Origin of the sequence: Paenibacillus sp. LHD-38 (assembly GCF_031157315.1) — a bacterium.
Classification (GTDB): domain Bacteria; phylum Bacillota; class Bacilli; order Paenibacillales; family Paenibacillaceae; genus Pristimantibacillus.
On the sequence record NZ_JAVIFU010000017.1, the window covers coordinates 134,032 to 150,903 of the forward strand.

Genomic DNA, 16,872 nt, shown 5'->3' on the forward strand with positions numbered 1-16,872 from the left:
TTATTATGTTAAAGGACATCCTGTTGCCTAGACGGAGAATGTCCGCACAGCGGAAAGGCTTGCACACGGCTGTTGTGGAAGGTATTCCTGCTACGATTATCGGAAATTTACTCGGAGGTCCGCTGCTTACGGCGTACCTCCTTTATTTGGGGGCAAAATCAGACGCAATCGGTGCAGCGCTAGCTATTCCCGCATTTGCCAACCTTTTTCAGCTCGGTATTGCTTTCTATATTCACCGTTTTGAGAATCGCCGGCTTTATGTCATGATATTCAGCCTTGTTCATCGCATCTTGTGGGTCGCAACAGGACTTATTCCTTTCTGGGTGCCTGAGAGCTATTGGGTCGCGGCCTATATCGGGATGTTTACGATTTCGTTTATTTGCGCCCAGTCTGCCGGTGTGCTCTGGACTTCGCTGGTTGCGGATATGGTGCCTGCTCAGGTTCGCGGACGGTATTTTGGCATAAGGAATACGATCCATTGGGCGGTGGCGAGCCTGTGCCTGCTCATTGGCGGCCAAATATTGAACCGCCTGCCAGAAGGCAGCGGCTTTGTGGTGTTATATGTGATTTGCGCGGCAGCCACTGTATGGAACGGCATTGAGCTTTTCCGTTACCCTAATCTTCCGCTGGAGCGCTCGATTGAATCGTCAAAGTGGAAAATGCTAAAAAAGCCGCTCGGTGACCGCACTTATTTGTTTGCTACTCTTTTTTTGGCAACCTTTATTTTGATTCAAAATATTACGGTTCCGCTCTTTTCCTATGTCATGCTGGATATCGTGAAGCTCAATTACACCTGGGTTACTGTCATAACAACGATTCAGATGATCGTGATGATGTTCAGCTATTATTACTGGGGCAATTTGAACAGCAGATTCGCGACGCGTACACTGCTTAGATGGGCGCTTCCGATTATTGCTTTTGCCTGTTTGCTGTGGTCGGGGATGGAACTGCTGCCAGCCGTACTTGTTCTAATCATTGTTCATTGCGTACTCGGGATCGGCATTGGGGGATACAACCTGCTTGCCTTTAACTTTATTATCGGGGATACGCCTAAGTCGGAGCGACCGATGTATATTGCTGTCTTTTCCGCGTTAACAGGCATTACCGGATTTATCGGTCCGCTTTTAGGGGGTTGGATTTACAAGCGTTTGGAGGATAGTCCGTATTGGGTGCAGAGCTATGGCATTTCAATGTTTACAGGCGCGTTACTGCTTGTAATGGCGCTTGTCATTGGACCTATCGTATTGAAAGAAAAGAAGTAGAGATCGGTTTGAATACGCTTCGCTAATAGGATCATTTGACCTAAATAGGGGACGGCTGATGCTCTGTGCATGAGGCTATTTATTGATTGGCTTGCAAAGTCGTTCAAGAAATAGCCTTTTTGATTGCCAACTGCCAAAGCGGGAACTCGGAATCTTTTATCAGAATACGGAAATGGACGAAAATACACAGGGAAATAGGGGTATACTGATATGCATGCGATAGAACGTAGAAAAAATGATTTGCTGTCCTATAATCCGCCGCTAACCATGGATCCAGCGGATCTGAATCTTTATTGGCAAGCGGTATTAGACAGCTACGCGGACAAGCCGCTGGCTATTGTCAAGGAATTGCTTGATACTCCGATCGCTGCGGTGAGGACGGAACGGTTAACCTTTAAGGGAAGTGACGATACGCCTATTCATGGCTTGTATATCGTGCCGCAGCAAGGCTTAAGGGGCGAGAAGCTTCCTTGCGTCGTCATCTATCAGGGGTACACGGGCGACAAGGGGCTGCCTGAGCGTTATGCTGCATGGCTGCTGCTAGGCTATGCAGTTTTTGCGGTCGATGCGAGAGGACAAGGCGGCGAAACCGGAAATCTGCTGACATCTGATGAAGGCGCGGTCAAAGGCTGGGTCACGCAGGGACTGGCAAGTATCGAACAAAGCTATTACAGAGCGATCACGGTAGATGCGGTAAGAGCTGTTGATGCTGCGGCGATTCAAACCGAGGTGGATCCTTCCCGGATCGCAGTTATCGGAGGAAGCCAAGGGGGCGGACTTGCTCTGCTGGCTGCCGCTCTCAATCCGAAGGTAAGCGCGGTTGTCTCCGATATTCCAAACATGTGCCATATGGATTATGGCATCATGCATTCGACGGGTTCCCTAACGGAAATTGCGCAGCATATTAAGCGTTATCCGGAACGCTTAAGTTCAGTGCTGGGAGCACTTGCCCATTTTGACCTTCTGAATTTGGCAGAGCGAATAAAAGCACCGGTCTTGATGTCGGTAGGCTGGAAAGATACCGTTTGCTTGCCAGAAACGGTTTATGCGGTATACAATCGTATTCGTTCTCGCAAGCAGCTGAATGATTATCCTTTTTCAGGCCATGAGGTGAGTGAATATCAAGCTCGCGCAGCAATTATATTTCTGCAGGATGCATTTAAAAGCAGCTAAATACTGCGTAGTAGCCGATGGAATAAGCACTAACCGATTCATGCTCGAATTCTTGTCCGAGAACGACAATCAATGCTTGAAATGGATGATATCGATGCCAATAAGATTATGGTTGGAGAGCGTTCAATGTACTAAAATATAAAGGAAGTGCAAAGCTGCATCCTATAATTTGCCGTGATATGAAACCTACAATATAAAATTACGGTATAACTTATTAACCATTCATATGAATAGCATGTTGAAACGCTTTAAAGCATTTGTAAGCAGGCGGGCATGTATGATGGGCTTCGCCTTAGAAAATAATAGGATGGCAATGAATAGAGAGGGTGGAATTTTCTGCAATGAGCAACCATGATGAGCGTAATTATTCGCCTTGGCAAAGCTACTATGGACCCAACCTTGGGTATGTGCAGGAGCAATACGAACGTTTCTTAACCGATCCTGAAGCCGTTGAGGCAACGGTTCGCGAGCTGTTTGAACGTTTTGGCGCACCTCCAGCAGTATCGATAGGAGCTGTTCAAAGTACAAGCAAGCCGAGCGAGCAACAGGCTGCATCAAGTGCAGCAGCACCTGGTCCGATTGATTCAAATATGTTGAAGAAGGTTGTCGCTGCGCATCAGCTTATGCTGAACATACGCAGATACGGCCATTTAGCTGCGGATATAGACCCGCTAGGTTTTAGTCCAGCGGCAGATACAAAGCTGCTCGAACCGGAAACCTTCGGTCTTACGCAAGCGGATTTGGCTTCTATTCCCGCATCGCTTATTTGGGATAATGCTCCGGCATCGATCTCGAACGGCTGGGAAGCGATTAACCGTCTAAGAGAAATATATACCCGCTCTGCGGCTTATGAATTTACACATATTCATGATGAGAATGAACGGAATTGGCTGAATAAGCAGGCGGAATCTGGGAGCTTCCCTGCGCCGCTGTCAGCAAGAGAACGTTCGGCATTGCTCGAGCGTCTTATGGAAGTTGAATATTTCGAGAACTTCCTGCACCGGACATTTGTTGGTCAAAAACGCTTCTCTATCGAAGGCGTAGACATGCTTGTGCCAGTATTGGATGAAATCGTGCGTGCCGTAGCACATGACGGAGCAAACCATATACTGATGGGCATGGCTCACCGTGGACGCCTAAACGTACTTACGCATGTACTCGGCAAACCTTATGAGAAAATTTTCTCCGAGTTCCACCATGCGCCTAACAAGGAGCTTATTCCGTCAGAAGGATCTATGGGCCTTAACTATGGCTGGACCGGCGACGTGAAATACCATTTAGGGGCAGACCGGGCGATTAAAGAAGGCGAAACAATTCGCGCGAATCTTACCCTTGCTAACAATCCGAGTCATCTGGAGTTTGTTAATCCGGTTGTCGAAGGCTTCACGCGGGCCGCACAAGAGGATCGCAGCAAGCCAGGCATGCCGAAGCAGGATTCATCCAAAGCCGTTACGATCTGCGTTCATGGCGACGCGGCTTTCATCGGTGAAGGCATTGTTGCCGAGACGCTTAACTTCAACAAGCTGCAAGGCTATCACAATGGCGGTACTTTGCATATCATCGCCAATAACAGACTTGGTTTCACGACGAACAGCATCGATTCACGTTCGACGCATTACGCAAGTGATCTGGCGAAGGGCTTCGATATTCCTATCGTACACGTAAATGCGGATGAGCCGGAAGCATGCTTGGCAGCTGTACGCCTCGCCTGCGAATACCGTCTCCGCTACAATAAAGGTTTTGTCATAGATTTGATCGGTTACCGTCGTTTCGGTCATAATGAAATGGACGATCCGGAAGTAACTCAGCCTCTTATGTACACGAAAGTTCGCAATCACCCGACAGTAAGCGTGCTATATGCCGAGCAGCTGAAAGGCGAGAAAGCGATCACGGAAGAGCAAATCGAGGAGCTGCGTGGGCGTACCAACGGTAAGCTGCAAGCAGCCTATGATGCGATGAAAGCAAAAGAAGGCCAGCCGCAACTGCGCGGCGAGCAGCAGAAATCAGTGATTCCAACGGGTGAAGAAGCTCGCACAGCGGTGCCTCTTGAAACGCTTCGCGAAATTAACTTGGAGCTGCTTAACCGTCCAGAAGGCTTCACGGAGTATACGAAGCTTCAACGTATTTTGCAGCGCAGAGCATCTGGTTTGAACGATGGAGAAAAGATTGATTGGGCGCATGCGGAGGCGCTTGCGTTCGCAACGATTCTCGCAGACGGCACGCCGATTCGACTAAGCGGACAGGATTCGGAGCGCGGTACGTTTGCGCACCGTCATATCATGCTTAACGATAATGCTAATGCAGCCAAATTCTCGCCGCTTCATATGCTTCCGCAAGCGAAAGCTTCCTTTGCGGTTCATAACAGCCCCTTGTCCGAAACGGCAGTGCTTGGTTTCGAGTATGGCTATAATGTATTCGCGCCTGAAACTTTCGTTATTTGGGAAGCGCAATATGGTGATTTCGCGAACGTCGCGCAGGTTATTTTTGATCAATTCATCTCAGCTGGCCGTGCGAAATGGTCGCAAAAATCAGGAATTACGATTTTGCTTCCGCATGGCTATGAAGGCCAGGGGCCAGAGCATTCTAGCGCAAGACTTGAGCGTTTCCTTCAGCTTTCGGCTGATAACAACTGGACGGTTGCGAATCTGACAACATCCGCTCAATATTTCCACTTGCTGCGTAAGCAAGCATCGCTATTAGGCACCGAGCAGGTTCGTCCGCTTGTTCTAATGGCACCAAAAAGCTTGATCCGTAATCCTCGCGTCGCTTCACACGGCGTTGATTTCAGCGAAGGCTCGTTCAAACCCGTGCTTCCGCAGTTTAGCCTGACGGAGCCGAAGGATCAGAAGGATAAAGTAAAACGTTTGCTGCTTTGCACAGGTAAGGTTGCTGTTGATATCGAAGAAGCGCTTGCTTCGTCAAATGCAGAGGACTTTGATTGGCTGCGCGTAGCAAGAGTGGAGCAGCTGTATCCGTTCGCTCATGCGGAAATCGAGCGCATCGTGAAGCAATTCGATAAGCTGGAAGAAATCGTTTGGGTACAAGAAGAGCCGCAAAACATGGGCTCATGGAGCTTTATGGAGCCTAGACTTCGCACATTGGCGCCTAAAAAGGCAGCTGTCCGTTACGTCGGCAGACCTGATCGCTCGAGTACGGCAAGCGGACACCAAGAGGTGCACGCTGCAGAACAAAAATGGATTATTTCTACAGCATTGAACGGCAAACCAGTTGAAAGTTTGATAAGGGGGTAGTGACTAATGGCTGAAATTATAGTACCAGAATTAGGCGAGTCCATATCTGAGGGCACGATTACCAAATGGTTCGTGAAGGAAGGCGACTCTGTTAGTCAAGGAGATGTCCTGCTAGAGCTTGAAACCGATAAAGTAAACATTGAAATTAGCGCAGACAACAGCGGTGTTGTTTCACGCATCGCCAAGCAAGACGGAGATGTTGTGCTTGTAGGCGAAGCAATCGGTTCGATCGGTGAAGGAGCTGGAGCATCCGCACCGGCTGCTCCAGCGGCAGAACAGGCAGCGGTTGCCGCTCCTGCTGCACCAGCTGCACCAGCTGCAGCGCCTGCTCCGCAGCAGGCCGCATCTGTAAGCGACAGTGCAGCAGCAATCAATGCATCGCCAGCAGCACGAAAGCGTGCTCGCGAGCAAGGCATTGATCTCTCGCAAGCGCAAGGACAAGCTCCTGCTCCTGCAGTAGCGACTCCGGTTAAATCTGCACCGCTCTCGCAAGCTGAGCCAGCAAGCGCAAGCAAAGACGGCAAGCCGACGGAACGCAAACGGATGTCTCGTCGCCGGGTTACGATTGCTAACCGCCTTGTTGAAGCACAGCGTACGGCAGCGATGCTGACGACTTTCAATGAAGTGGATATGACAGCGATTCTTGATTTGCGCAAACGCCGTAAGCAAGCTTTCTTCGAGAAAAACGATGTGAACCTTGGTTTTATGTCGTTCTTCACAAAGGCAGTAGTTGGCGCGCTCAAAGCATTCCCTCTGCTTAACGCAGAAATCGACGGCGAAGATATCATCACGAAAAAGTTCTTTGATATCGGTATCGCGGTTTCAGCTAAGGAAGGTCTTGTCGTTCCGGTCGTTCGTGACGCTGATCGTCTAAGCTTTGCTGAAATTGAGAAAAATATCGTTGAACTTGCAGGTAAAGCAAGATCAAACACACTAGCGATTTCTGATCTGCAAGGCGGAAGCTTCACGATCACAAATGGCGGCGTATTTGGTTCCCTGCTGTCGACTCCTATTCTAAACGCGCCGCAAGTTGGGATTCTCGGCATGCACAAAATTCAAATCCGTCCGGTAGCAATCGATGACGTCCGTATGGAAAATCGCCCGATGATGTATATCGCATTGTCATACGATCATCGTATCGTAGACGGTAGCGAAGCGGTCCGCTTCCTTGTTATGGTTAAAGCGCTTCTAGAAGATCCGGAAGCACTTCTTCTTGAAGGCTAAATATTAATATACGTTGAGGGGCTGTCCTTGAAGTAGTTGATTCTACTTTTAGGGCGGTCCCTTTTTTGATTGGACATACATTTTCCAAAAATAGTTCCAAAGTTCGATAGCTGAAAAAGTTGTCGAAAAATGCAAACATCCAGCTGCGGATTAAACAGCTGGATACGGCTTCAGGCGAGCTGCTGAGGAAAGAGACGAGCGTTAAACCCGTAAACGAGGTCTAGAGGTTCGAGTTTATAGGCGAATCAGTAGGTAAAGAGGGAAAGTGCCTGCTTAGTTCCGGAAGCGCTCTGACGAGAAGATCAAGGCTTTAGCAGCTTGACGAACAGCTGGTATTCGGTCATGCACGAATTGGTGGTTATGCCTTTTTACATATAAATCTTATTGCGGAGCAGGAAGACGGCAGGCGATGTTGAAAGTAACAAACAGATAAAGTTAATTGCTCCAATAAGGTGGGTTATGCAGATGGAAAGTAATGAAATTAATGAGCGATTGAGAGAAAGTGAAGAACGGTACCAGCATCTGGTCCATATGCTCCCTGACGGGCTTATTATTTTTTGTGAAGGATATATCGTATTTGCGAATCGCACGTTATTGAGCATCTTTGGTGTCAGCAGATTGGATGAAATCATCGGGCATCCCATGAACGAATTCGTTCATCCTGAATTTTTGGAATTATTTCCGGTCAATATTAATTATCTTATCCGTGATGCAAATCCGTCTAAGTTTATCAATTACAAGCTGCTTCGCTTAAATCAGGAGCCATTTGAGGTGGAGCTGAGAGCTGTTGAAGTGATGTTTGAAGGGAAGCAGGCTGTTCAGCTCATTATCCGTGACATCTCGAACCGGATTCGTATGGAAGCCTCCTTGCATGAGAAGGATTTCTTATACAAAAGCCTAATGGAGAACGTCGTAGCTGGCGTGTTCGTAGGCCAAAAAAATAATATCGTATACGCCAATCCCTATTTGGCCGATATGTTCGGTTATTCGGAAAAAGAGCTGCTAATGATCTCGCTAATTGATTTGATGTCGGAAGATGAAGTCAATCGGATCCAAAACGAAGTGATGCAGAGTATGGCTAATGGTAACATACAATTCCCGCTCAAATTTAAAGGGAAGAAAAAAGACGGCACCCCTATCTATGTGGAAGGGAACAGTTCCCTTATTATGCTGGATGGGTTACCTTCCTTACTTGGTACGGTACAAGATGTTACCTTTAAACGTGAAAAAGAGAAGCTGCTGAGGGACAGCGCGAAGCTCTATCAGAAAATGATCAAATTCGTTCCCGAACCCATTGTGATAAGCGATGAGGGGATTATCGTCTATGCGAACAAGCTTGCCCTGCAGTTGATCGGTTTAGATGAAGAAAGCCAGGTTATTAACAGGAGCTTATTTGAATTCATTCACCCAAGCCAGCATAGCGCGACCCTTGAGACGGTACATAATATCATGTCTTCGGATGATGCGACCCCCTTTCAAGAACGAATCATCGTTCGTTCTGAAGGACAATTCATGGATGTGGAAATATCAAGTATCCGGATCAATAATTATATGGGCAAGGATGTTATGCTCAGCGTAATTCGGGACTTGACCGACCGCAAGCGCTCGGAGGAGGTACTTATTCGCTCGGAGAAGCTATCTGCGATTGGTCAACTTGCTGCTGGTGTAGCGCATGAGATCCGTAATCCGTTGACAGCGCTCAAAGGTTTTACGCAGCTTTTGAGTGCCAGATATCCCGAGCAGCCGCAATATTTTGATATTATGGCAAATGAAATTGATCGCATTACGCTGATTGTTAATGAATTTATGACGCTGGCCAAGCCGCATTTCACCCAATTTAACTATGAACCGCTTGAGCCAATTTTACAAAGCGTGCTCTCGATATTGGAAACACAAGCAATTTTGTTGAATGTGGAGCTTAAGGTTTGTTTTGACCATACTAGGCCAATGATTTTTTGTAATGCGGATCAGCTGAGGCAGGTATTTCTGAACCTAATCAAAAATGCCCTTGAGGCAATGCCCCAAGGGGGAGAGGTTGTCTTAACGGTTGCCACAACGGATGACGGAAAAGTGCAAATACGGATTAAGGACGGCGGCATCGGCATACCCGAGGAATTAATCAAGAAGATAGGGGAGCCTTTTGTAACGACGAAGGAAAAAGGGACCGGCCTGGGGATTATGATCAGCACGCGTATTATCGAAGCGCATAAGGGTACGCTTCGAATCAGCAGCGTGATCAATGAGGGCACGGTCGTGGAAATTATATTGCCCGTACAGGAACAGGAAGAAAGTAAATCTTAAGCCTTGGATGATCCTAAAGCAGGTTCGCCGCCAGCACCCGTCAAGCGTTTGCGCTTGTGATGAAGGATATAATAGATGACGGAGGAAAAGGCGATAATAATGGCGCACAGCATATACATAGCGCTATACCCGTAGCTTGTAGCCAGCGCTCCTAGCGAATAAGAGCCAATTCCATAACCGAGGTCAAACAGTAAATAAAACGTTGCGGTGGCGAGTCCTCTGCGGTGAGCGGGTGCCGCGAGTACGGCAATCGTTTGGAAGCAGGGCAGCAGGGCACCGTATCCAAGGCCAATGATGGCACCGGAAGCAAGCAGCATCGCGGGCGAATCGGCTTGGCTGAGCAGCAGCATACCAATCGTAAAGACGGCAATACTAGGGTAAACAATGACATGCTCGCCAACGCGGTCTAGCAATTTCCCGACTATCGGACGCGGCAAAACGATCATTATGCCAAAGCAGACGAAGAAATAGCTCGCATATTGATCAATGGCTTGCTCATGCGTATAGACGGACATAAAGGTTACTAATCCGCTATAGGCAAACGCGACGACAAAGCCGCTGAGCGCAATCGGAACGGCCTTCCGCTCTACGAGATCGCGCCAATGCAGCCTGCCCTTGTTTTGTATACGGGGTTGTTCTTTCGCCGCGGCAGCCGCTATCTGCTCACGGGTTTGACGCCTGGTTGATGCGCCGAGCACGAATGCGATAAGCGAGCATACCGCGCATAAAACGAACATCGCCGTAAATCCGCCATGTGTCGTAATCGTCAAGCCGACGAATGGGCCGATAACCATAGCTAAGCTCATAAACAAACTAAAATAGCTGATGCCTTCACCCTTGCGATGTTCCGGGATAATTCCGATTGCCGTGGTGTTCGTTGAGGTGGTTGCAATCGCAAAGGTGCCTCCATGAAAAAAACGAACAAGCAGCAGCATAGCGTAACCAAAAACGCCTAGGTAAGCGACCGAAAACAAAAGAAAAAGAAGCAAAGATAAAATGACGATTTTACGCTCGCCATACTTGGTCATGAGTTGGCCGGCGAAGGGCCGAAGCAGTACGGAAGCAATAACAAAAACGGTCATGGACAAACCGGCCTGCGTATCCGACCCGCCAAGCCCGTTCGTGACATAAACGGATAATGCCGTAGCGAGCGTATAAAACGAGAAAAATAAGAAAAAGCTGCTTAAGCATATTTTTACGAAGTCAGCGCTCCATAATTTGTTGGTATTCAATGCTAGTTCCCCTCTCAGATGACAGTCATGCCCCCATGAGTAAGTGATATTCGTATTCTGAATGGTTAATGGGCTGATGCATTTTTGTTGATTTTGGACATAAAGTCCATAAAGGCTTTAATTTCTTCCGCCGAGATATCCGTTAACATTTGCTCGACATAATTTGCCTCAATCGGTGCAAGTTCATGAGCGCTTGTCCTGCCAGACTCCGTAATATAGAGCAGCTGCGAGCGCCGGTCATTGGGATTCGCTGCCCGCCTAACCAGAGCTTTTCGCTCGAGCTGATCGACTAAACGCGTAATGTTGGCAGGGTCTTTGTCCGTACGTTGAGCCAAATCCTTGTGCGTAATTCCATCATGCTCGTCTAAGCACATCAGCAGCGACCATTGCTCAGGCGTAATGTCATGTTCTTGGAAAAGCTGCTGCAGCCGCTGGTTTAAACGGCGTCCGGTGTTGCTAATCATATATCCGACTGATTGTTTCAATTCCATTGTGTCACCTGCTCTTGTTATTTAGTTGATATAACAATAATACGCTTATCAACTAAGTGGGTCAACTGCTCCAATCCATAAATCTGGATTGAAGCTATTCTGCGTTGTTTTGACGGAGTTGATTCTGCTTACGATATTGCTCGGGAGTGAAGTCCGTATGAAGTTTAAAGGCGCGGCTGAAATGCGAGGGATGCTTGAATCCGACCTCGTAACCTACGTCGGTTATGGGCTGCACGCCATCGATCAGCTCGATTTTGGCTTGATAAATTCTTCGCTGCATCAGGAATTGAAAAATAGTAAAACCCGTAACCTCCTTAAATGTTTTCGCCAAATAATATTTGCTTAAATGAAGCTCGGCTTGAATGCCCTCAAGCGTAATATCCTCGTTGAAATGGCATTCCAAATAGGAGATGACCGATTGGACATGCTGCTCCTTAGAGGAAGGAAAGATTGGTTTTTCCTTTAGCGGCTTCTGGCAAAGCTGATTGATCAAAATCAGCAAATCAAGCAGCTGCGCTTGAAAGCGCTGATAAGAGAAAGTGTCCTGCTGGGAATACAGCTGCCCAAGGCGATGAAGCGCTGCTTCGACCTCTGCCTTCTCGGCACCGCGCAGCTGAAGTCTTACATTATGAAGCTTCTGGAATGGCTCTAGCAAATCCGTTGCAAAAGACGGCTGGATAAATTGTTTAAAATAAAACGGATCGAAATGAAGGGTGGAGCGGTGATATTCCACGCTGGGATCGATATGCGCACGGTGAAGCGTCATTCCGTGCATAAGTAGAAGGTCGCCGGGTTCAAGTACGTATATGCGGTCATTTATGAGATAGTTCACTTTGCCGCCATGGAAGTAATAAATCTCATAGTGGAAATGGGTATGGTACTGGACCTGAGCGTTAAAGTCAGAGCTGGTACCCATCGTAAAAGGTGCGCTGATTCGGTGCTGCGTGCTCATGTGATCGACTCCCTCTCATAAGTACCCTCATTATACACCAACCACAGTCAAATAAAAGCGTAAACAGGATAATGCGAATGAAGTCGGCTTGACCCCAAAATGTTACCATAGAGGCAGACAAATCAAGTTAGCTAGCATAATCATTTTACTTTTTAATAAAGGGGCGGCATCCGGATGCAGATCGTTCGTTTGGGAATTATCGGGCTGGGTAATATGGGTAAAGGTCATATTGGTTACTTATTGAAAGGCGAAGTAAGCGGGGTCGAAATTACCGCGGTCAGCGACAGCATAGAAGCAAATCTTCAATGGGCGAAAGAAAAGCTTGGCGACCAAGTGGGCCTCTATGCCGATCCGTATGAGATGATGGATTCCGGCTTGATCGACGGCGTGCTAATTGCAACGCCCCATTTCTCTCATCCAGAGCTTGCAATCGCTTGCTTTGAGCGGGGACTGCATGTGTTGTGCGAGAAGCCGGCAGGCGTTTACACCAAGCAGGTTCGCCAAATGAATGAGGCGGGCAGCAAAGCGAATGTGAAATTCAGCATGATGTATAACCAGCGTACGAATCCGTTATATGTGAAATTGAAAGAATTGATTGACGCGGGAGAACTGGGCGAAGTAAAACGCACTAATTGGATTATTACAAACTGGTACCGCTCTCAAAGCTATTATGATTCAGGTACATGGCGGGCAACTTGGGCTGGTGAAGGCGGAGGCGTCTTGCTCAATCAAGATCCGCATCAGCTTGATTTGTGGCAGTGGACGATCAGCATGATGCCGAAGCGCGTCCGTGCATTTTGTTATTTCGGCAAGCATCGTAATATTGAGGTTGAGGATGACGTTACGGCTTTCGTGGAGTATGAAAACGGTGCCACCGGCGTATTCGTTACAACAACAGGCGAAGCGCCAGGAACGAACCGGCTTGAAATTAGCGGTGATCGCGGGAAAATCGTCATCGAAAATAATGAACTGACCTTCTGGCGTTTGCGCGTGCCTGAGCCTGAGTTCAATAAACAATTTACAGGCGGCTTTGGCCAGCCGGAATGCTGGAAATGCGAAATTCCGGTTCAAGGCAGCTATCCAGACCATAAAGGCATTACGCAAAACTTTGTGAATGCGATCTTGTTCGATGAGCCGTTGATCGCGCCGGGTGAGGAAGGCATTAAGGGACTTATGCTGTCAAATGCCATGCTGCTATCTACTTGGACCGACAACTGGGTTGACCTTCCAATCGATGAAGAGCTGTTCCACCAGCATTTGCAGGATCGGATTTTGAACTCGTCATTTCAGAAGGAGGAAGTTGGCAAATGAGTAAAGCAGACGGAATGAAATACGCGCCTAAGGGCAAGCCCAACAAAGTTGTAGAGGACGGGCAGTTCGTCATCGCTGCCGTCAGCCTGGATCATGGACATATTTACGGCATGTGTAACGGGCTTGTCGAAGCGGGAGCAACTTTGAAGTGGGTTTACGATTCCGACCCAGCCCGGGTGGAGGCATTTATTCGCCAATATCCACAGGTGCAGGCTGCTGATTCGGAAGAACAGGTACTCTCTGATCCCGAGGTGCAGCTGGTTGCCGCTGCAGCGATTACGTCAGAGCGAGGTCCGCTTGGCGTACGTGTCATGCGAAGCGGGAAGCATTATTTTACAGATAAGGCGCCGTTTACGACGCTTGAGCAGCTTGCGGATGCGCGTGAGGCTTACTCGGAAACCGGCAAGAAATATGCCGTCTACTACAGTGAGCGGCTGCATGTGGAAAGCGCTGTGTTTGCCGGTCAATTGATCGAGCAGGGTGCAATCGGACGTGTCGTGCAGGTCATGGGTCTTGGGCCGCATCGCTTGAACGCAGGCTCCCGTCCGGCTTGGTTTTTCGAGAAGGAAAAGTACGGCGGCATTATTTGCGATATCGGATCGCATCAAATCGAGCAGTTTTTGTATTTTACAGGCAATCAGAATGCTAATGTCGTGAACAGCAAGGTTGCAAACTACGCAAATAAGGATTATCCGGAGTTAGAGGATTTTGGCGATATGATGCTTGTGGGTGACAATGGGGCAACCGGCTATTTCCGTGTCGATTGGCTCACACCAAACGGCCTTGGCACCTGGGGTGACGGCCGTACCATCATTCTCGGAACGGATGGATATATCGAGCTGCGTAAATATATCGATATTGGCAGGGAAAAGGAAGGCGATCAGCTTTATTTGGTAAACGCGGACGGGGAGCAGCATATGCAGCTAGGCGGCAAGGTCGGTTTTCCGTATTTTGGCCAGCTGATACTAGATTGCTTGAACGGCACGGAAGTTGCAATGACTCAGGAGCATACCTTTAAAGCGGCGGAACTGTCGCTGCTGGCTCAGAAGCATGCGGTACGAGTGGAGTAGGAGTAAAAATCAATTTTGGCTTTGGCAAAGGAGAGCTGCCCGCAGTCGGTAACTGCGGGGGCTCTCTTTTTATAGGGCATCAGATTTAATACTTTGCGTCTTTTTTCAATTCATAGATTTGAATGAAATCTTCTTTGACAACAACAGAGATAACGGTTTGGTTATTACTGAAGAAATGAGTATGCCCCAGCCTTTTATCCTCCAGCTCGTTCCAGCCTAAGCTGCTCAGCTCTTCGAAATACGCCAGCGGCGGGTAAAGGCCTTGTTCGCCGCCTATGCCTTTGAGATGGTACGTAGATCCCTTTAGAATATTGGGATTGCTAAATGTTGATGGCTGCTGCTCAGCATGAAGGGGGACAACGAATTGTTCATTTACGGCCGATGGTTTATAGCCCGCCGCCGCATCGTAAGAAGGAACGCCGGTATTTGCGCATGCTGTCGTTATTCCGATCAATAGAATAATGCTCCAAAGTTTAAACATCTGGATAGCCCTCCAACCTTTATTTAGGAATGTATATGTTTTCACTCATAAATGTGCTGATCTATCCCCGCAAAACGACTGCTGTTGCTGCTAAAAGTCGGAGACAGCCGTTTACGCTTGTCGCATAACCAATAAGACGAAAAAATTCCCACAAAGTTACATTCGGATTTCAAAAAGTTATTGGACGTCGCCGCGCTTGGTATGTTGGCATATCGTTTCGTTAACTATAGGAGCCCTTATAATACCGTATAGCCTTAGTAAGAAGCGGCTTGCGCATTTGAAAAAGGAAATAAGATTGAGGGAGCATGAGAACTAAACGTAATTCTTACGATCTTGACGGAAGTTTTAGCTGTTGTTATACTAGTAAAGCGTAATGGTTACTATTAGTCGTCGGGAACGGCTTTTTATTTAAAGTATAATCGTAAAGATTACGTATTAATCGAACCCTAAAGAGGATCAGAATAGAACAGAGGTGCACCATGAAAGCGAATAAAATACCAGTGACCGTATTGAGCGGTTATTTGGGCGCAGGAAAGACGACCATTTTAAACCATGTATTAAACAATCGAGACGGGCTTAAAGTCGCAGTCATTATCAATGACTTAAGCGAACTGAATATTGATGCGAGCCTCATTAAGGATGGCGGAGGCTTATCTCGTACGGATGAGAAGCTTGTCGAGATGTCCAATGGCTGCATTTGCTGCACGCTTAGGGAAGATTTGTTGAAGGAGGTCGAGAAGCTGGCGAAGGAGAACCGTTTTGATTATATCTTAATCGAATCGACCGGCGTGGGCGAGCCGGTTCCTGTCGCTCAAACCTTCACCTACATCGATGAAGAGCAAGGTGTAGATTTGACGCAATTTTGCAAGCTGGATTGCATGGTAACGGTCGTTGACGCTTACAGCTTCTGGCATGATTATTCATCCGGCGAAACGCTGCTGGAGAGAAGCCAAGCGGTAGGCGAGGATGATACCCGCGAGGTTGTGGATCTGCTGATTGACCAAATTGAATTTTGCGATGTACTGATATTGAATAAATGCGATCTCGTAGGCGAAGAGGAACTAGCGGAGCTTGAAGGTGTCCTTCGTGCCTTGCAGCCGCGCGCAACATTCATTCGAACCTCCAAAGGCGAAGTAGCTCCGAAGGCGATATTGAACACTTCGTTATTCAACTTCGACGAGGCCAGCCAATCGGCTGGCTGGATGAAGGAGATGGCTGCGCCTGCTCATACGCCTGAAACGGAAGAGTATGGGATATCCTCCTTCGTTTATGAACGGGTGAAGCCCTTCCATCCGGAGCGTCTTATGGATTGGATGAAGGAATGGCCGGAGGAAATCGTTCGTGCCAAAGGCATGGTCTGGCTGGCGACTCGAAATCAATACGCGCAAAGCCTAAGCCAAGCAGGACCATCCATCCAATTCGGACCTGCTGGGCAATGGGCGGCTGCTTTGCCTGAGGCCGAGCGCGAAGCAGCGCTGCGGGAGGACCCGGAGCTTGCGGGGCTTTGGCATGATCAATATGGAGACCGCATCAATAAGGTTGTATTTATCGGCATTTCCATGGACCGTGCGAAGCTGACTGATTCGCTTGACAGCTGCCTGCTTAGCGACAGCGAGCTTTTGCTGGATTGGAGCGATATTTCAGATGAGTTCCCGAATGCATCGGAGGAGCAAATGGAGCAAACCGTTCATTGATTTTTATTTATGATTTTTGGGAGGTGAATGCTGTGAGAGTAATCGTAACGCTTGCTTGTACAGAAACGGGCGACCGCAACTATACAACGACAAAAAACAAAAGAACGACGCCAGAGCGGCTCGAGGTCAAGAAATACAGCCCGCGGCTCAAACGCGTAACGGTCCATAGAGAAACAAGGTAACATTGCTGTAATCCGATACGGCAGTACAGCAGTTCATGCGACCAAGGTTGTCAGAAGGAGAATATCCGGAAGACGGCCTTTTCGCTGTATGGTTGTAGGCTCTGTTACGGGAGCCTCCTGCAATTATGGATGTCAATCGTCTGTGAAAATGTCACTTTAACTGTTCGATGAAAATGTCACTTGCTAAAATGGAGGCCGCCCTTACCAGGAGGCCTCTGAAAAACCGTTGTGCTGTGAATACATAGCAT

Annotated in this window: 13 protein-coding genes; 9 read left to right on the forward strand and 4 right to left on the reverse strand. The window is 48.0% G+C overall.

Translation table 11 applies throughout. The features are described 5' to 3' along the window. Positions 1-5 precede the first annotated feature (5 nt). The 5 genes from RCO25_RS16550 to RCO25_RS16570 all read left to right on the forward strand — a co-directional run bounded on the left by RCO25_RS16550 (position 6) and on the right by RCO25_RS16570 (position 9,211). Positions 6-1,262, forward strand: coding sequence for an MFS transporter (locus tag RCO25_RS16550; RefSeq protein ID WP_308997240.1), 1,257 nt, complete (start codon positions 6-8; stop codon positions 1,260-1,262). Between the two features lie 210 nt (positions 1,263-1,472). Beyond that, positions 1,473-2,435, forward strand: a complete 963-nt coding sequence (locus RCO25_RS16555) for an acetylxylan esterase (protein ID WP_308997241.1) — start codon at positions 1,473-1,475, stop codon at positions 2,433-2,435. A 341-nt stretch (positions 2,436-2,776) separates the two neighbouring features. After that, the gene (locus RCO25_RS16560; RefSeq protein ID WP_308997242.1) at positions 2,777-5,686 is read left to right on the forward strand and encodes a 2-oxoglutarate dehydrogenase E1 component; all 2,910 of its coding nucleotides are present in this window, start codon (positions 2,777-2,779) and stop codon (positions 5,684-5,686) included. 6 nt (positions 5,687-5,692) lie between these two features. Then, positions 5,693-6,910, forward strand: coding sequence for a 2-oxoglutarate dehydrogenase complex dihydrolipoyllysine-residue succinyltransferase (gene odhB / locus RCO25_RS16565; protein WP_308997243.1), 1,218 nt, complete (start codon positions 5,693-5,695; stop codon positions 6,908-6,910). 465 nt (positions 6,911-7,375) lie between these two features. Continuing rightward, positions 7,376-9,211 (forward strand): PAS domain S-box protein, encoded by a 1,836-nt coding sequence (locus RCO25_RS16570; protein ID WP_308997244.1) that lies wholly within the window; start codon positions 7,376-7,378, stop codon positions 9,209-9,211. Here the strand turns inward: RCO25_RS16570 and RCO25_RS16575 are convergent. The 3 genes from RCO25_RS16575 to RCO25_RS16585 all read right to left on the reverse strand — a co-directional run bounded on the left by RCO25_RS16575 (position 9,208) and on the right by RCO25_RS16585 (position 11,886). Beyond that, positions 9,208-10,443: an MFS transporter gene (locus RCO25_RS16575; protein WP_308997245.1), complete on the reverse strand. Its 1,236-nt coding sequence runs from the start codon at positions 10,441-10,443 to the stop codon at positions 9,208-9,210. The genes RCO25_RS16570 and RCO25_RS16575 overlap by 4 nt on opposite strands. Before the next feature lie 65 nt (positions 10,444-10,508). After that, on the reverse strand, positions 10,509-10,934 hold the full coding sequence (locus RCO25_RS16580) for a MarR family winged helix-turn-helix transcriptional regulator (protein WP_308997246.1): 426 nt from the start codon (positions 10,932-10,934) through the stop codon (positions 10,509-10,511). A gap of 94 nt (positions 10,935-11,028) precedes the next feature. After that, positions 11,029-11,886, reverse strand: coding sequence for a helix-turn-helix transcriptional regulator (locus RCO25_RS16585; protein ID WP_308997247.1), 858 nt, complete (start codon positions 11,884-11,886; stop codon positions 11,029-11,031). Between the two features lie 174 nt (positions 11,887-12,060). On the opposite strand from RCO25_RS16585, the gene RCO25_RS16590 reads away from it, so the two are divergent. Together RCO25_RS16590 and RCO25_RS16595 are read left to right on the forward strand one after the other, a co-directional pair. Next, entirely contained in the window at positions 12,061-13,197 is a 1,137-nt protein-coding gene (locus tag RCO25_RS16590; RefSeq protein ID WP_308997248.1) for a Gfo/Idh/MocA family protein, read from the forward strand. Continuing rightward, the gene (locus tag RCO25_RS16595; RefSeq protein ID WP_308997249.1) at positions 13,194-14,267 is read left to right on the forward strand and encodes a Gfo/Idh/MocA family protein; all 1,074 of its coding nucleotides are present in this window, start codon (positions 13,194-13,196) and stop codon (positions 14,265-14,267) included. Before RCO25_RS16590 ends, RCO25_RS16595 begins: the two co-directional genes overlap by 4 nt. 85 nt (positions 14,268-14,352) lie before the next feature. Here RCO25_RS16595 and RCO25_RS16600 read toward each other — a convergent pair whose 3' ends face one another. Then, positions 14,353-14,748, reverse strand: coding sequence for a hypothetical protein (locus RCO25_RS16600; protein WP_308997250.1), 396 nt, complete (start codon positions 14,746-14,748; stop codon positions 14,353-14,355). A gap of 479 nt (positions 14,749-15,227) precedes the next feature. Between RCO25_RS16600 and RCO25_RS16605 the strand changes: the two genes are divergently transcribed. Then, positions 15,228-16,442 carry a GTP-binding protein gene (locus RCO25_RS16605; RefSeq protein ID WP_308997251.1) on the forward strand — a complete coding sequence of 405 codons (1,215 nt, stop codon included), beginning with the start codon at positions 15,228-15,230 and terminating at the stop codon, positions 16,440-16,442. A gap of 32 nt (positions 16,443-16,474) precedes the next feature. Further along, positions 16,475-16,624: a 50S ribosomal protein L33 gene (gene rpmG / locus RCO25_RS16610; RefSeq protein ID WP_053377650.1), complete on the forward strand. Its 150-nt coding sequence runs from the start codon at positions 16,475-16,477 to the stop codon at positions 16,622-16,624. Positions 16,625-16,872: the final 248 nt, after the last annotated feature.